18 protein-coding genes are annotated in these 15,194 nt (G+C 54.8%); 11 read left to right on the top strand and 7 right to left on the bottom strand.

Annotated elements, in window-relative coordinates; all coding sequences use genetic code 11:
• Positions 1-1,112 (top strand): GGDEF domain-containing protein (locus tag IMQ56_RS06740; protein ID WP_196063612.1); only part of this gene is annotated, 1,112 nt, incomplete at its 5' end.
• Positions 1,113-1,147: 35 nt separating this feature from the next.
• Here the strand turns inward: IMQ56_RS06740 and slyA are convergent.
• A complete protein-coding gene (gene slyA / locus IMQ56_RS06735; RefSeq protein ID WP_006808997.1) occupies positions 1,148-1,588 on the bottom strand; it encodes a transcriptional regulator SlyA in 441 nt (146 codons plus the stop codon).
• A 187-nt stretch (positions 1,589-1,775) separates the two neighbouring features.
• Here slyA and IMQ56_RS06730 point away from each other — a divergent pair, with 187 nt between their 5' ends.
• Genes IMQ56_RS06730 through IMQ56_RS06720 form a run of 3 tightly spaced genes read left to right on the top strand, consistent with a single transcriptional unit; the run spans position 1,776 to position 4,908 of the window.
• The gene (locus tag IMQ56_RS06730) at positions 1,776-2,012 is read left to right on the top strand and encodes a DUF1656 domain-containing protein (protein ID WP_003857607.1); all 237 of its coding nucleotides are present in this window, start codon (positions 1,776-1,778) and stop codon (positions 2,010-2,012) included.
• Between the two features lie 2 nt (positions 2,013-2,014).
• On the top strand, positions 2,015-2,875 hold the full coding sequence (locus tag IMQ56_RS06725) for an HlyD family secretion protein (RefSeq protein ID WP_026080710.1): 861 nt from the start codon (positions 2,015-2,017) through the stop codon (positions 2,873-2,875).
• Positions 2,875-4,908: an FUSC family protein gene (locus tag IMQ56_RS06720; RefSeq protein ID WP_196063611.1), complete on the top strand. Its 2,034-nt coding sequence runs from the start codon at positions 2,875-2,877 to the stop codon at positions 4,906-4,908. Before IMQ56_RS06725 ends, IMQ56_RS06720 begins: the two co-directional genes overlap by 1 nt.
• Here IMQ56_RS06720 and sodC read toward each other — a convergent pair.
• From sodC to IMQ56_RS06705, 3 genes are all read right to left on the bottom strand, one after another.
• The gene (sodC, locus tag IMQ56_RS06715) at positions 4,887-5,405 is read right to left on the bottom strand and encodes a superoxide dismutase [Cu-Zn] SodC (protein ID WP_023303563.1); all 519 of its coding nucleotides are present in this window, start codon (positions 5,403-5,405) and stop codon (positions 4,887-4,889) included. The genes IMQ56_RS06720 and sodC overlap by 22 nt on opposite strands.
• An 81-nt stretch (positions 5,406-5,486) precedes the next feature.
• Positions 5,487-6,383 (bottom strand): aldo/keto reductase family oxidoreductase, encoded by an 897-nt coding sequence (locus tag IMQ56_RS06710; protein WP_017693550.1) that lies wholly within the window; start codon positions 6,381-6,383, stop codon positions 5,487-5,489.
• Between the two features lie 48 nt (positions 6,384-6,431).
• Positions 6,432-6,671: a DUF1289 domain-containing protein gene (locus tag IMQ56_RS06705; RefSeq protein WP_032619785.1), complete on the bottom strand. Its 240-nt coding sequence runs from the start codon at positions 6,669-6,671 to the stop codon at positions 6,432-6,434.
• 147 nt (positions 6,672-6,818) lie between these two features.
• Between IMQ56_RS06705 and eptA the strand changes: the two genes are divergently transcribed.
• The 5 genes from eptA (at position 6,819) to rnt (ending at position 11,499) form a co-directional block, all read left to right on the top strand.
• The gene (eptA, locus tag IMQ56_RS06700) at positions 6,819-8,444 is read left to right on the top strand and encodes a phosphoethanolamine transferase EptA (RefSeq protein WP_045329740.1); all 1,626 of its coding nucleotides are present in this window, start codon (positions 6,819-6,821) and stop codon (positions 8,442-8,444) included.
• A 41-nt stretch (positions 8,445-8,485) separates the two neighbouring features.
• Positions 8,486-9,085, top strand: a complete 600-nt coding sequence (locus IMQ56_RS06695; protein ID WP_017384602.1) for a TetR/AcrR family transcriptional regulator — start codon at positions 8,486-8,488, stop codon at positions 9,083-9,085.
• Positions 9,086-9,138: 53 nt separating this feature from the next.
• Positions 9,139-10,236, top strand: coding sequence for an alkene reductase (locus IMQ56_RS06690; RefSeq protein ID WP_023299948.1), 1,098 nt, complete (start codon positions 9,139-9,141; stop codon positions 10,234-10,236).
• 99 nt (positions 10,237-10,335) lie between these two features.
• The gene (gloA, locus tag IMQ56_RS06685; protein ID WP_196063610.1) at positions 10,336-10,743 is read left to right on the top strand and encodes a lactoylglutathione lyase; all 408 of its coding nucleotides are present in this window, start codon (positions 10,336-10,338) and stop codon (positions 10,741-10,743) included.
• A 96-nt stretch (positions 10,744-10,839) separates the two neighbouring features.
• The gene (gene rnt, locus IMQ56_RS06680) at positions 10,840-11,499 is read left to right on the top strand and encodes a ribonuclease T (protein WP_003857625.1); all 660 of its coding nucleotides are present in this window, start codon (positions 10,840-10,842) and stop codon (positions 11,497-11,499) included.
• Positions 11,500-11,576: 77 nt separating this feature from the next.
• Here rnt and grxD read toward each other — a convergent pair whose 3' ends face one another.
• A complete protein-coding gene (gene grxD / locus IMQ56_RS06675) occupies positions 11,577-11,924 on the bottom strand; it encodes a monothiol glutaredoxin 4 (protein ID WP_003832760.1) in 348 nt (115 codons plus the stop codon).
• A 338-nt stretch (positions 11,925-12,262) separates the two neighbouring features.
• On the opposite strand from grxD, the gene IMQ56_RS06670 reads away from it, so the two are divergent.
• Both IMQ56_RS06670 and sodB read left to right on the top strand, forming a co-directional pair.
• Positions 12,263-13,021, top strand: coding sequence for a C40 family peptidase (locus IMQ56_RS06670; protein WP_017384605.1), 759 nt, complete (start codon positions 12,263-12,265; stop codon positions 13,019-13,021).
• Between the two features lie 122 nt (positions 13,022-13,143).
• Positions 13,144-13,725 (top strand): superoxide dismutase [Fe], encoded by a 582-nt coding sequence (sodB, locus tag IMQ56_RS06665; protein WP_017384606.1) that lies wholly within the window; start codon positions 13,144-13,146, stop codon positions 13,723-13,725.
• 37 nt (positions 13,726-13,762) lie between these two features.
• Here sodB and IMQ56_RS06660 read toward each other — a convergent pair whose 3' ends face one another.
• A complete protein-coding gene (locus IMQ56_RS06660) occupies positions 13,763-14,929 on the bottom strand; it encodes an MFS transporter (RefSeq protein ID WP_017384607.1) in 1,167 nt (388 codons plus the stop codon).
• Positions 14,930-15,090: 161 nt separating this feature from the next.
• A complete protein-coding gene (locus IMQ56_RS06655) occupies positions 15,091-15,180 on the bottom strand; it encodes a YnhF family membrane protein (RefSeq protein WP_003857632.1) in 90 nt (29 codons plus the stop codon).
• Between the last annotated feature and the right edge of the window lie 14 nt (positions 15,181-15,194).

Genomic DNA, 15,194 nt, shown 5'->3' with positions numbered 1-15,194 from the left:
GCTCAGCGTTATTGATGGTGGGGACTCTGTCCAGCTTCCCGGCCTGGCTTGATCTCTATCAGTTCAACGTGGCGAACTATAATGACGCCATGATTTTCTATATGTTCCGCCACTTTTTAATGGCGGTGCTGATAATCATCTCGGCATTGCTGTATACCCTGCGTACGTCCGCTCTCTCACGAAGCACCCACATCGGTATCGTTGTCGGCGCCTCGCTCTTTACGGGCAGTATGCTTGGGCTGGCATTGTTCTATTCCAGCCATTCAACCCTGCTCACACTGGACCTGGTAGACAATGAAACCCGACAGTTTATGGTTCTCTGGAGCCAGGCGATTAATATTATTTTGATCGTCCTTTGGGTAGTAACGTTAATCACCCTGATGGCCATTACCCGCGTGAGGAATTTGTTTTGGGTCGGCGGCAATTTTTTATGCGTCTGTTATATCGTCACCCTGCTCATGCTATTGTTAGGCGGACACGCTGAAGATATTTCATGGTACCGGGCACGGTTATTCGAAACTGTCGCTACATTAATCATTATCTTCATCTTACTTTCCGATGTATTTAATTTGTATCGTGACTCGCATGTAAAATATCAGGAGTCTTATCAAAACTCGATCCGCGATCCCCTCACCCGTCTGTATAATCGTAGCTATTTCTATGATTCATTAAACCACGCGCTGAGTACAGCAACCCTGGCGCACCCGGTATCGGTGATCGTGAGCGATCTTGACCGTTTCAAACGCATTAACGACTGCTACGGCCATTTGCAGGGGGATAAGGTTTTACAGTTTGTCTCAAACCTGTTGACCGATTCAGTGCGACCGCAGGATATCGCAGCGCGGATCGGCGGCGAAGAATTTGTGCTCATGCTGACAAATACCCCTTCCGATCTTGCGCAACAGGTTGCCGAACGCATACGTCTCAAATTGAGCGGTTTCGACAACGTTAGCAGCGGCGGTTATCTCCCGGAACCGATAACTATCAGTATGGGGGTATTCACCGCCACCTCGCCGGAGACCAGCGCTGAAACCTGTGTGGAAAGCGCGGATAAAGCCATGTACGAGGCAAAAGAGACGGGCCGCAACCGGGTGGTGGTGTTCAGAACATGACAGAGGCCTTGCACCAGCAAGGCCTGTAAACAACGTCAGTCGCGCGACTGTAAATCGTGGATGTTTTGCTCAAGACGGGCGATGAGTCCGATCAGCATTTCCAGCTCAGCGGGGGAAATACCGGCCAGGATCTCCCCTCGCGTTTTACTGATGACGGTTTCCATCTCAGTGATAATCGGGGCCGCTTTTTCCGTCAATTTGATCCGCTTGGCGCGACGGTCGCTGGCGCAGGTTTGTCGGGAGATGAGTCCCTTCTCTTCCAGCTGGTCAAGGGTACGCACCAGAGACGGCTGCTCAATTCCAATCGCTTTTGCCAGTTGGATCTGTGACTGATCGGGCGGGAGCTGATGAATGTTATGCAGCGTAACCCAGTGCGTCTGCGTAAGTTCCAGAGGTTTCAGGCGATGGTCAATCAGAGCACGCCAGATGCGTACCAACCTTGCCAGATCAGAACCTAATGGCGATTCCAATTTCATCTCCTTATAATTAGCTTGCTAAGTGATTATAGTGATTTTAGAATAGTTTGCAGTATTTGTATTGCCAAAACAAATGCAATCACGGTATTCATCATTCCTTAAAGGATGATTTACACTGAATGGTAATGCGCCATCGCATTGAAATCTGCCAATGTGGCCCTCATTCCACCGCAAAGGATCGCTGCTTGTGACGTTGTTTTCCTTCTCCGCAGGGTTGCCCCTCCAGGATTTGATTGTTGGCGCATCGGTCTACTTTCCGCCACTGTTTAAAGCCGTGATGGTCGGTTTTGTAATCTGGCTCATTGCGCATCGTCTGCTGCGCGACTGGATGTATTCTGGTGAAATCTGGCACCCGATGTTAATGGATCTCTCCCTGTTTACCCTCTCCGTCTGTCTTGGCCTTGCCGTGTTAACCGTGTGGTGAGAATAGCATTGAAAACGTTAAAATATTTTTCCACTCTTTTCGTTTTAGCGCTGGCGGTGATGGCCGGCTGGTGGCTCTGGAATTATTACATGCAGTCGCCCTGGACGCGTGACGGCAAGATCCGCGCGGAACAGGTCAGCATCACGCCGCAGGTGTCCGGCAGTATCAGCGCGCTGCTGGTGAAGGACAACCAGTACGTTCATGCGGGCGATGTGCTATTCCGCATCGACGAGACCCCTTTCCACATTGCGGTGCTTAATGCCCAGGCGCAGCTCGCAAAAGCTCAATCAGATCTGGCAAAAGCCAATAACGAAGCCGAACGCCGCCGCCATCTGTCGAGAAATTACATCTCTGCGGAGGATCTCGATACCGCCAATATCAATGTAAAAGCCATGCAGGCCAGCCTGAAGGTTGCAGAGGCAACGCTGAAACAGGCCGAGTGGCAACTGACCCAGACCGTGGTCAAAGCCCCGGTGGATGGATGGATCACGAGCCTGTCTACCCGTGTGGGTGATTACGCCACCACAGGCCAGCCGGTCTTCGCCCTGGTCGATAGCCACTCTTTCTATGTTGTAGGTTATTTTGAAGAGACCAAGCTGCGCCATATCCGCGAGGGAGCGCCTGCCCGGATCACGCTTTACAGCGGCGCAGAAACGTTACAGGGTCACGTTAGCAGCATAGGTCGGGCAATATACGATCAGAGCGTGGAAACCGATTCTGGCCTGGTGCCTGACATTAAACCCAACGTCCCGTGGGTGCGCCTGGCTCAGCGGGTGCCTGTTCGCGTCGAGTTTGATCAACTGCCGAAAGACATTACCCTGGTCTCTGGCACAACCTGCACCGTCGCCATCGGATCGCGATGATGAACCTGGGGGCTTTCTCCTGGCGCAATACGCCGTGGATAAAAGCGACACGGCCGCAGTGGCGTTACGCGCTGCGCAACGGCATCGCCATGTGCCTTGCGCTTACGGTTGCCTATTATCTGAATCTGGATGAGCCTTACTGGGCGATGACCTCTGCGGCGGTCGTCAGCTTCCCTACCGTCGGGGGCGTTATCAGTAAAAGCCTCGGGCGCGTGGCGGGTAGCCTGCTGGGGGCAACCGCCGCACTGCTTCTTGCCGGCCATACCCTGAACGATCCCTGGCTCTTTCTGTTAGGCATGTCGGCATGGCTGGGGCTGTGTACCTGGGCCTGCGCCCATTTTACCAATAACGTTGCCTATGCGTTTCAGCTGGCGGGTTACACCGCGGCCATTATCGCCTTTCCGGTCGTCAACGTGCTGGATACCACCGAGCTGTGGGATATCGCCCAGGCACGCGTGTGTGAAGTGATGGTCGGCATTCTGTGCGGAGGCGTCATGATGATGATCCTGCCCAGTACCTCAGATGGCACTACGCTTATCACCGCCCTTAAAACGATGCACGCACGTTTGCTGGAACATGCCAGCCTGCTCTGGCAGCCTGACAGCAGCGATGACATCCGCCTCGCGCACGAAAAGGTCATCGGCCAGATCCTGACCATGAACCTGTTGCGCATCCAGGCTTTCTGGAGCCACTACCGTTTTCGTCGCCAGAACACGCTTCTGAACTATTTACTGCACCAGCAATTGCGGATGACGAGCGCGATCTCGAGCCTTCGCCGGATGTTGCTGAACTGGCCTGCACCGCCAGCCCATACCCGGGAGATTATCGAGGCGCTGCTCGCCGCTCTTGCGCGTCCGGATGCCGATATCTATACCGTGGCCCGCATTATCGCGCCGCTCGCCCCAACGGATGAATATGACTACAGGCATCGTGCCTTCTGGCAGCGTCTGAACTATTTCTGCCGCCTGTATCTGCGTAGCAGCCGCTGGTTAAAAGCCGTCGAAAATGCCACGCCCGTCACCGAATTTTCCGTTCCCGGTAGTCCTGCTCTGGCGCGCCATACCGACGCAATGGAGGCGCTGTGGAGCGGTTTTCGTACGTTTTGTGCGTTGACGGCCGTGGGCGCATGGGCCATCACCACGCAATGGGATGCGGGCAGTGCGGCCCTGACGCTTGCGGCAATCAGCTGCGTGCTCTATTCCGTCGCCGCTTCCCCCTTTAATTCCCTTACGCTTCTGCTGCGTACGCTGGTACTGCTGTCGCTATTCAGCTTCGTGGTGAAATTTGGTTTGATGGTGCAGATAACCGACCTCTGGCAATTTCTGCTGTTTCTCTTCCCGCTATTAACCACCATGCAGTTGCTCAAACTGCAAATGCCTAAACTGGCCGGTCTGTGGGGTCAGTTGATTGTTTTTATGGGCTCATTTATCTCTGTAACGAATCCACCGGTTTACGATTACGCTGATTTTCTCAACGACAACCTGGCGAAGATCCTCGGCGTGGGGCTGGCGTGGCTGGCTTTCGCTGTGCTACGCCCGGGCTCGGACGCGCGTAAAAGCCGCAGGCATATTCGGGAGTTGCGCAGGGGTTTTGTCGATCAGCTGAGCCGCAGGCCACATCTGCGCGAAAGCGAGTATGAATCGCTGGTTTACCATCATGTCAGCCAGCTGAACAACAGCCAGGATTCACTCTCCCGTCGCTGGCTGCTGCGCTGGGGCGTGGTGCTGTTAAACTGTTCGCACGTGGTGTGGCAACTGCGCGCCTGGGAGACGCGTTCCGATCCGCTGTCGCAGGTCCGTGATAACTGTATTTCCATGCTCCGAGATGTGATGAGCGAGCGCGGGGTGCAGCAGCGCCCCCTGAGCGTCACGCTCGCCGAGCTTCAGCGTATTTGCGACGCGCTGGCGCACCATCATCAGCCTGCGGCCCGCGATCTGGCGTCCATTATCTGGCGGCTGCACTGCTCCCTGTCACAGCTGGAACAGGCGCCGCCACCCGGAACGATTGGCGATCAGATCACCCCGCAGGCATAGCGCGCCCCGCCGCCGCCAAGCGGTTTAGGCTGATCGGACATGTTATCGCCGCCCACGTGGACCATCAGCGCCTTGCCTTTGACCTCGTCAAGCTTTTTGAGTCGTGGCGCCACAACCGGATCGGTGGCTTTACCATCGTTATTTACCACCAGCACCGGCAGATCGCCGAGGTGCCCCATCCCTTCCGGGCCTTCATGCTTACCGGAGTTGTGCGGGTCGAGATGCCCCCCTGCGGCTTCCGCAGCTGTTGGTTTCCCCTCTTTCATTGCGGGTTGACAGCTGCCTTTGGCATGAACGTGAAAACCATGTTCGCCGGGTGGAAGAGCCTTGAGATCGGGAGCAAATTCCAGCCCTTTATCGGTTTCGGTGATTTTCACCGTCCCGATGGACTGGCCTACCCCCTGAGAAGTGACGAGATTCATTTCAACGTCCTCGCTGGCTGCCTGCGCACCTGCACAAACAACCAGCGTGACCATTGCCAGAGCAAAACGCTTCATAAGACCTCCACGGGTTATTTTTTGCACCTTAAGTCTATACCAGCGGCGCAGATTTCACCGGAAAGTCAGGTACAGGCGTGCTCAGGGTACGTCGTAGCCCAGCGCCGCCTTGCGGATGCGGAACCACTGCTGACGCGTCATATCCAGCTCCTCAGCCACAAGCGCAGCGCGGACGCGCTCAATTTTGCCGGAGCCAATAATTGGCAGCGGTTTAGACGGCAGGCACAGGATCCAGGCGTAAACCACCTGCTCGATACTCTCCGCATTCAGTTCGCGCGCCACCGTTTCAAGCTCGTTACGCAGCGGCTGGAATGCCTCATCGTTAAACAGGCGGCCGCCTCCCAGACAGGACCATGCCATTGGACGGATGCGCAGCTGTTGCAGTTGGTCGAGCGTGCCATCCAGCAGCAGCGGCTGATGAACAGGCGAGATCTCCACCTGATTCGTCGCCAGCGTAAACGGCAGGCGAGACTGCAATAGCGCAAACTGTGCCGGGGTGAAGTTAGACACGCCAAAATGGCGCACTTTGCCGCTCTGGTGCAGCGTCAGGAAGGCTTCCGCGACCTCATCCGCATCCATCAACGGATCGGGTCGGTGGATCAGCAGCAGGTCGATACGATCGGTGGCCAGGTTAATCAGTGACTGCTCGGCGCTTTTAACGATATGCGCGCTGTCAGTGATGTAATGCCCAAGCGCATGCTCCGGTTTTGCTGTGGTGGCAATACCGCATTTGGTCACAATCTCCATACGTTCACGCAGCGCCGGCGCACGCTTCAGCGCTTCGCCAAAGGCAGCCTCGCACTGATAGCCGCCATAAATATCAGCGTGATCGACGGTGGTGATCCCGAGATCGAGATGCTCTTCTATAAAGTCCGCCAGCTGGACCGGAGACATATTCCAGTCCATAAGGCGCCAGTAGCCCATAACAAATCGGGAGAATTCCGGGCCCTGCGGGGCAAGGGTAATACGCTGAACCATAACATTTTCCTCAAGGAAGTCATGTCACCAGTATACGCAATTACCCTGCTAAAACAGTGAAGGTTGCTGAGGTTCTACGCTTTCAACCGCTTTGTTTGCACGAATTTTACGCAGCAGACGCTGTCGACAGAGCCGTAAGACCTCCTGCTTTTGCGCGTCGCTGAAATTTTGCCAGTTAAAACGTTCATCGCGCGTGCGCATGCAGCCACGACAGTATCCTCGTTCATCTACCTGGCAAATACCCCGGCACGGGCTCTGGACAGGGAAAAACTCCAGTTGCTCTGCCACACCTACCTCCAGAACGTCATTATTCCCTACAGTGAAGACCCTAAATGGCTTGCATGCAAGGATGTCCGCCACAAACAGAGCATTAAGGTTTCGCTAATCTTCCCTTCTTATACTCGCCGCATTGATATAACGAATGGTCTGGTCATCATGTGGTTCACTAAAAAGTTACACTGTAACGATATAAAATTTACTCTGGGCTGTGCACTTTTCTTCACCGTACTGAATGCACTGTTTATCCAGCGCAGCTGGTCAATCATTGCGCCTGCGCATCTGCACGATCTCCTGTTTGCTGCCAGCGTGCCGCTGGTGCTGTTCTGCGGCTGGGTGATTGTCTTCAGCCTGCTGAATATTCCCTTTGTTCGCAAGCCGCTCATGATTGTCCTGACCCTGGGATGCGCCGCCGCAACCTGGTTTATGTATACCTATGGCACGGTTATCGATCAGAACATGATTGTTAACGTGTTCGAAACTAATTCCCAGGAAGCGACTGCCCTGGTGACGCCGCAGATGATCCTGTGGCTGGTCGTTGCGGGTCTGGTTCCATCGATTATTTTAGCCCTGACGCGCATTCGCACCGGAAAATGGTGGTATGCCCTCCTGACGCGTGTCGCCGCTATGCTGGGTGCGCTGCTGGTGATCATCCTGGTCGCGGCGGTGTTTTATAAAGACTATGCTTCGCTGTTCCGCAATAACAAAAGCATCGTCAAAATGGTCACCCCGGCGAATTACGTGAGCGCCGTGGTGAAATACAGCAAAATGCGCTGGTTTGCCGGCGACCAGACGCTGGTCCGCATTGGCGAGGATGCTCATAAAGGCGCGCTGATTTCCAGCCAACGCAAGAAAACCGTGCTGATTGTGGTGGTGGGCGAAGCCTCCCGCGCCGCAAACTACTCGTTAAATGGTTACCCGCGTGAAACCAACCCCGAGCTGAAAAAGCAGGATGTCATCAACTTCCCCCAGGCCTCCTCCTGTGGCACGGAAACCGCCGTTTCCGTCCCCTGCATGTTCTCCGGCATGACGCGGAAAAAATATGACGCGGACCTCGCCCATCACCAGGAAGGTCTGCTCGATGTACTTAACCATGCCGGTTTCAACCTGCTGTGGCGCGACAACGACGGCGGGTGTAAAGGCGCCTGCGACCGCGTGCCGCACACGGACATGACCCAGTGGAAACTGGATCAGTTCTGTAAGGACAAATCCTGTATCGACGACGTCAACCTCTACCGTCTGGACAACGTACTGGATGGAATAAAGCAGGATACGGTTCTGGTTATTCATCTGATGGGCAGCCACGGTCCGGCCTACTACAACCGTTATCCGGACAGCTTTCGCAAGTTCACCCCAACCTGCGATACCAATGAAATTCAGGATTGCGATCATCAGTCGCTGATCAATACCTATGACAACTCGATTTTGTATACCGACAGCGTGGTCAGCCGAACCATCGACGCGCTAAAAGCCCGGCAGGCCAACATGAACACGGCGCTCATTTACCTCTCCGATCACGGTGAATCGCTGGGCGAAAGCGGAATTTACCTGCACGGTACGCCGTATATGCTGGCCCCGGAGCAGCAAACGCATATTCCGTTTATGTTCTGGCTCTCCCCGGATTATGCGAAAAACTTCGGCGTAAACACGGATTGCCTGCGTGACCATGCCGCAAAAGAGGCGGTTTCACAGGACAATTTATTCGCCACCGTTCTGGGCATGATGGACGTGAAATCAGCGGTTTATCAACCGCAGCTGGATATTCTGTCGCAATGTCGTCGCTAAGCGGGCTTGCATTAGACCGAACGGTCTATTAGAGTAAGGGCATGAGCAGACACACTGAACACGATACACGAGAACATTTGCTGGCTACCGGCGAGCGCCTTTGCATGCATCGCGGGTTTACCGGTATGGGGCTGAGCGAGTTGTTAAAAACCGCTGAAGTACCTAAGGGATCGTTTTATCACTATTTTCGATCCAAAGAGGCGTTTGGCGTTGCCATGCTGGAGCGGCACTACGCCAGCTACCATCAGCGCCTGGCAACCCACTTCGCCAGCGGTGAAGGTGACTACCGGGATCGTGTTCTGAACTACTATCAGGAAACGCTGACGCAGTTCTGTCAGCAGGGCATCATCAGCGGCTGCCTGACGGTAAAACTGTCTGCCGAAGTGTGCGATCTCTCCGAAGATATGCGCACCGCAATGGATAAAGGGGCCAGCGGCGTTATTGCCCTGTTGGCTCAGGCGCTGGAGAGCGGGCGCAATGAAAAAACGCTCTCCTTCTCCGGCGATCCGCTCACGCAGGCACAGGTGCTCTATTCCCTCTGGTTAGGCGCCAACCTGCAAGCAAAAATGTCTCGCAGCGCCGTGCCGCTCGAAAGCGCGCTGGCGCATGTGAAAAACTGTATTACCGCGCCTGGCGTGTAGCCGGCGTTTTTATTTACCCTTTTACTAGTCGACTGGTCTACTCAGGAGCCGTTATGTCCGCTGAAAAGCTGTTTACCCCACTGAAAGTGGGTGCCGTTACTGCCCCAAACCGCGTGTTTATGGCCCCACTTACCCGTCTGCGCAGCATCGAGCCGGGCGATATCCCAACGCCATTGATGGGTGAGTATTACCGTCAGCGCGCCAGCTCGGGCCTGATTATCTCCGAAGCCACGCAGATTTCTGCCCAGGCAAAAGGCTACGCCGGTGCACCGGGTCTGCACAGCCCGGAACAGATCGCCGCGTGGAAAAAAATCACCGCAGGCGTGCATGCTGAAGATGGCCGTATTGCGGTTCAGCTGTGGCACACCGGTCGTATCTCACACAGCAGCATCCAGCCTGGCGGTCAGGCGCCGGTTTCTGCCTCTGCCCTGAACGCCAATACCCGCACTTCCCTGCGCGATGAAAACGGTAATGCGATCCGCGTCGACACCACCACGCCACGCGCGCTGGAGCTGGACGAGATCCCGGGTATCGTGAATGATTTCCGTCAGGCCGTCGCCAACGCCCGGGAAGCGGGCTTCGACCTGGTTGAGCTTCACTCTGCGCACGGTTACCTGCTGCATCAGTTCCTGTCCCCGTCTTCCAACCAGCGTACCGACCAGTACGGCGGCAGCGTTGAAAACCGCGCGCGTCTGGTGCTTGAAGTGGTGGATGCTGTCTGTAATGAGTGGAGCGCAGACCGCATTGGTATTCGTGTCTCCCCGATCGGTACTTTCCAGAACGTCGACAACGGTCCGAACGAAGAAGCAGACGCGCTGTATCTGATTGAAGAGCTGGCGAAACGCGGTATCGCCTATCTGCACATGTCCGAGCCGGACTGGGCAGGCGGCAAGCCTTACAGTGAAGCCTTCCGTCAGAAAGTGCGCGAGCGCTTCCACGGCGTGATTATCGGGGCGGGTGCGTATACGGCAGAGAAAGCCGAGGATTTGATCGGTAAAGGCCTGATCGACGCCGTGGCCTTTGGCCGTGACTACATTGCTAACCCGGATCTGGTTGCCCGTTTGCAGAAAAAAGCCGAACTGAACCCGCAGCGTCCTGAAAGCTTCTATGGCGGCGGCGCGGAAGGTTATACCGACTACCCTTCACTGTAATCCCGCTTTGTACATTGATAGCGGCGACCTTTCGCCGCTATACTAAAACATCGTTTCTGTTCAAAAAGATAATCCATTCCACTGGTTAATGAGGAAATTATGCGCCTACTTCACACCATGCTGCGCGTTGGCGACCTGCAACGTTCCATCGATTTCTACACTAACGTTCTGGGCATGAAGCTGCTGCGCACCAGCGAAAATCCGGAATATAAATACTCTCTGGCGTTTGTCGGTTACGGCCCGGAATCTGATGAAGCGGTCATCGAGCTGACCTACAACTGGGGCGTGGACAGCTACGAGCTGGGTACAGCTTACGGCCACATCGCGCTGAAAGTGGATAACGCCGCCGAAGCCTGCGAACGTATCCGCAGCAATGGCGGTAACGTCACCCGTGAAGCCGGTCCGGTTAAAGGCGGTACCACCGTAATTGCGTTTGTGGAAGATCCGGACGGTTATAAAATCGAACTGATCGAAGCCAAAGACGCTGGTCGCGGCCTGGGCAATTGATCCCGCAGGGCGCACTATGCGCCCGTTGTTTTGCTGCATCCCCTCTCAAAATTTGCCATAATGCGCACTGCTTTTTCCCCCTTGTAAGAGACCCTGATGTCCGATAACGCTCAATTTACCGGTCTGTGCGACCGTTTTCGTGGTTTTTATCCCGTTGTCATTGATGTTGAAACAGCCGGATTTAACGCTAAAACCGATGCGCTGCTTGAGATTGCCGCCATCACGCTGAAGATGGATGAACAGGGCTGGCTTGTACCGGACACCACGCTGCATTTCCACGTTGAACCCTTTGAAGGGGCAAACTTACAGCCAGAGGCGCTGGCCTTTAACGGTATCGATCCGACAAACCCGCTGCGCGGGGCGGTAAGCGAATACGAGGCGCTGCACGCCATTTTCAAAATGGTGCGCAAAGGCATGAAAGAGAATGACTGTAGCCGCGCCATCATGGTGGCCCACAATGCCACCTTTGATCACAGCTTCACTATGGCTGCCGCCGAGCGTGCCTCGCTCAAGCGTAATCCATTCCATCCGTTTGTGACCTTCGACACCGCCGCGCTGAGCGGCCTGGCGCTGGGGCAAACCGTGCTCTCTAAAGCCTGCATCACGGCGGGTATTGCGTTTGACGGCACCCAGGCGCATTCCGCGTTATACGACACCGAGCGTACGGCGGAGCTGTTCTGTGAGATCGTCAACCGCTGGAAACGTCTCGGCGGCTGGCCGCTGCCGATGGGCGACGAGGCCGATCTTCAATCGTAGGTTGGGTAATCAACAGTCCCACAGGCAAAAAAAAGCGACCAACATAATGTGGTCGCTTTTTTATATCCGCAGAAAACTTACTCTGCGTCCGGCTCTTCGGTTTTATACTTCGCCGCAGTCTCTTTGATCAGCTGTTGCAGTTCGCCGCGCTGATACATTTCAATCAGGATGTCGCATCCGCCGACCAGTTCACCATCAACCCACAGCTGTGGGAAGGTCGGCCAGTTGGCATATTTTGGCAGTTCAGCGCGAATGTCCGGGTTTTGCAGGATATCAACGTAAGCAAAACGCTCACCACAGGCGGACAGCGCCTGAACCGCTTGCGCGGAGAAGCCGCAGCTTGGCAGCTTCGGAGAACCTTTCATGTACAGGAGAATCGGGTTTTCAGCGATCTGGCGCTGAATTTTTTCAATAGTGGTGCTCATGTCTTGCTTCCTTTAACTTCTGTTACGGCATCAGTCTGACATTGTAGCGGGTCAGGCCGACATCGGAAAATAACATTTTTGTCACGTCTAATTATATTATCGCTTATCGCATAAAGTTGCATTGCTAATGTCGTTTATCCCCAGACGAGGTGCGGTTTTGCTTAAGGAGCGAACAGGAGTGCGTCAGAATGATGAATTTTTTTGCACTTGCTAACGAAACATAATTTTTGAATGAAAAATGCTATTAACTTCTTCTGAATTTATGGATTAGAATCGACAGGTTTTGTAAATCTCACGCGGGTATGCATTGTGGCCTGCATTTATCAGGGGACTGCCCAGTGGCGCGGATAACTAAAATCTCGATGACGCTCTGTGCTTTACTGTTTACCACACTCTCATTTACGCCAGCGGCGAACGCCTCTGAACAGGCGCGGCATTCTGCTGTACAAAAATCGCATCTGGCAAAAACCACAGAACGTAAGAAAAAAACCACCAGTAAAACAGTAAAGAAGAAAACCACCGCTCAGACCAAAAAGACCGCCTCCAGTAAACCCAAAACTCTCCGTTCCGGCACGCACAAAACCACCCGCACGACCGCCAGCCTGGTGAATGAAAAATGCACCGTGCGCAAAGGCCATAAAACGAAATGCGCAAAAGTGACGAAGCTGGCTGACGTGCATAAAGCGCGTATGCAGAAAGCGCAAAAAACGGCGATGAACAAACTGATGGGGCAAATAGGTAAACCGTATCGCTGGGGTGGCACCTCTCCGCGCACCGGTTTTGACTGTAGTGGGCTGGTTTATTATGCCTATAAAGATCTGGTGAAGTTTCGCATTCCGCGCACCGCCAATGAGATGTACCATCTGCGCGACGCCGCGCCTGTAAACCGTGGCGAATTGCAAAATGGCGACCTGGTGTTCTTCCGCACCCAGGGACGCGGTACGGCCGATCACGTTGGGGTGTATGTGGGTAACGGTAAATTTATCCAGTCACCGCGCAGCGGTCAGGACATTCAGATCACCTCCCTCAGCGAAGATTACTGGGTGCGCCACTATGTGGGTGCACGCCGCGTGATGACGCCAAAAACCATTCGCTAAACCCTGCCCTGCCGCCTCTGTGGCAGGGTAAGTTCCTCTTTTGCATACCCTTTCAATTTGCTATTCTGTCCTTGTTGTCTGTAGGGTTATTGGCAACGTATAAAACTATAAGGAGAGAAGCAATGTCGTTCGAATTACCTGCACTACCGTATGCAAAAGACGCCCTGGCTCCGCACATTTCCGCGGAAACCCTGGAGTACCATTACGGCAAGCATCACCAGACCTATGTCACCAACCTGAATAACCTGATCAAGGGCACCGATTTTGAAGGCAAAACGCTGGAAGAGATCGTGCGCAGTTCAGACGGTGGCGTATTTAACAACGCCGCTCAGGTGTGGAACCACACCTTCTACTGGCACTGCCTGGCCCCCAACGCAGGCGGAGAACCTGCCGGTGAGCTGGCGGCAGCGATTAACGCCGCGTTCGGCAGTTTCGCGGATTTTAAAGCGAAGTTTACTGACGCAGCCGTTAAAAACTTTGGCTCCGGCTGGACCTGGCTGGTAAAAGAGGCTGATGGCAAACTGGCTATCGTTTCCACCTCTAATGCGGGTACCCCTCTGACCACCAGCGCCACGCCGCTGATGACCGTGGACGTATGGGAACACGCCTATTACATTGATTACCGTAATGCGCGCCCGAACTACCTGGAACACTTCTGGGCACTGGTTAACTGGGAATTTGTTGCGAAGAACTTCGCCGCGTAAGAGACACGCAGAAGGGGCAGCCCTTCTGCGTTTTTGTTTATTCCGCCGTACACACCGCTTCAGGCTGTTTACGACCAGACATCATCACCAGCAGCAGGCCGAGTGCGGCAATGATCGCCCCCATCACCGGCACAAAGCTGTAACCCAAACCACCGGAGATCACCGCCCCGCCCGCTGCGGCCCCCAGCGCATTGCCCAGGTTAAACGCACCGATATTCACCGACGAAGAGAGCCCCGGCGCTTCGTGCGCAACGCGCATTACGCGCATCTGCAACGGTGGCACCACGGCAAAGGTTGCGGCGCCCCACACCACCATGGCAATCGCGGCACCCACTTCGTTACGCGCCAGCCACGGGATCGCCACCATGATGACAATCAGCAGCGTTAAAAAACCTTTCAGCGTCCCGCTGACGGAGCGGTCGGCAAATTTCCCGCCGAGATAGTTGCCAATCGAGAACCCGACACCAATCAGCACCAGCATCGCGGTAACAAAGAGTGGCGTTGCGTGGGTAATGTCGTGCAACACCGGGGAGATATAGGTGTAGAGCGTAAACATCGCCCCCGCCCCCAGCACCGTGGTGAGCAGCGCGGACAACACCTGAGGACGCATCAGCACCGCCAGCTCTTTACGTACTTCCGGACGTTCTCCCGCACTTCCTTTCGGCAGTGAGAAGAACAGCGCAACCATCGCGACCACGCCCAGTCCGGCGGTTGCGAGGAAAGACATACGCCAGCCGATGGCTTCTCCCAGCCAGGTGGCAGCGGGAACGCCGCCGATATTAGCGATGGTGAGGCCCATGAACATAGTGGCTACCGCGCTGGCCTGCTTATGTTTTGGCACCACGCTGGCGGCAACAACCGAGCCCAGTCCGAAGAAGGCGCCATGGTTGAGGCTGGTCAGAATGCGCGAAAGCATCAGAGTGGTGTAATCGGGCGAAATCGCGGAAAGCACATTTCCGAGAGTGAAAATCGCCATCAGGAAAATCAGCGCATTGCGGCGAGCGCGGTGGGAAAGCAGCAGCGTCATCAGCGGCGCGCCCACCATCACGCCAATCGCGTAGGCGCTAATTAACATACCGGCCGCAGGAATTGAGACGTCCACACCCCGGGCGATAACAGGCAATAACCCCATAGGGGAGAATTCAGTGGTGCCAATCCCAAAGGCGCCAATCGCTAGGGCCAGCAGGGGAAAATTGATTTTCATGAAGAGACTCCGGATACCGTGCCATAACCCGGCACAGAACTAAGAAGTCAAAAGCATGACATCAATCACAAAAAATGAGAAGTTAACATTTTGGCAAAAGATTTTTGCCGGAGAGGTAACAATAGCGGCAAGAGAGGGAGAAGGTTCTCCCCCCTCCTGAATCAGTGCAGCGCAGCGGTTAAACCACCCGCAACAATCAGGGCAAGAACAACAATGGTGGTAAACAGCGAAAACTTCAGATCGGTACTCATCAATTTTTCTCCTT

Source organism: Enterobacter sp. Res13-Sevr-PEC09-46, from assembly GCF_015672585.1.
Taxonomy (GTDB): domain Bacteria; phylum Pseudomonadota; class Gammaproteobacteria; order Enterobacterales; family Enterobacteriaceae; genus Enterobacter; species Enterobacter hormaechei_C.
Note: the sequence above shows the minus strand (reverse complement) of the source record. Positions and strands in the feature narration are given on the sequence as shown.

Excerpts from the sequence above, each read along its gene's own strand:
- slyA (WP_006808997.1), bottom strand. The coding sequence starts at position 1,588 with ATGAAATTGGAATCGCCATTAGGTTCTGATCTGGCAAGGTTGGTACGC.
- IMQ56_RS06720 (WP_196063611.1), top strand. The coding sequence starts at position 2,875 with ATGAACCTGGGGGCTTTCTCCTGGCGCAATACGCCGTGGATAAAAGCG.
- sodC (WP_023303563.1), bottom strand. The coding sequence starts at position 5,405 with ATGAAGCGTTTTGCTCTGGCAATGGTCACGCTGGTTGTTTGTGCAGGT.
- IMQ56_RS06710 (WP_017693550.1), bottom strand. The coding sequence starts at position 6,383 with ATGGTTCAGCGTATTACCCTTGCCCCGCAGGGCCCGGAATTCTCCCGA.
- eptA (WP_045329740.1), top strand. The coding sequence starts at position 6,819 with ATGTGGTTCACTAAAAAGTTACACTGTAACGATATAAAATTTACTCTG.
- IMQ56_RS06695 (WP_017384602.1), top strand. The coding sequence starts at position 8,486 with ATGAGCAGACACACTGAACACGATACACGAGAACATTTGCTGGCTACC.
- IMQ56_RS06690 (WP_023299948.1), top strand. The coding sequence starts at position 9,139 with ATGTCCGCTGAAAAGCTGTTTACCCCACTGAAAGTGGGTGCCGTTACT.
- gloA (WP_196063610.1), top strand. The coding sequence starts at position 10,336 with ATGCGCCTACTTCACACCATGCTGCGCGTTGGCGACCTGCAACGTTCC.
- rnt (WP_003857625.1), top strand. The coding sequence starts at position 10,840 with ATGTCCGATAACGCTCAATTTACCGGTCTGTGCGACCGTTTTCGTGGT.
- grxD (WP_003832760.1), bottom strand. The coding sequence starts at position 11,924 with ATGAGCACCACTATTGAAAAAATTCAGCGCCAGATCGCTGAAAACCCG.
- sodB (WP_017384606.1), top strand. The coding sequence starts at position 13,144 with ATGTCGTTCGAATTACCTGCACTACCGTATGCAAAAGACGCCCTGGCT.
- IMQ56_RS06660 (WP_017384607.1), bottom strand. The coding sequence starts at position 14,929 with ATGAAAATCAATTTTCCCCTGCTGGCCCTAGCGATTGGCGCCTTTGGG.
- IMQ56_RS06655 (WP_003857632.1), bottom strand. The coding sequence starts at position 15,180 with ATGAGTACCGATCTGAAGTTTTCGCTGTTTACCACCATTGTTGTTCTT.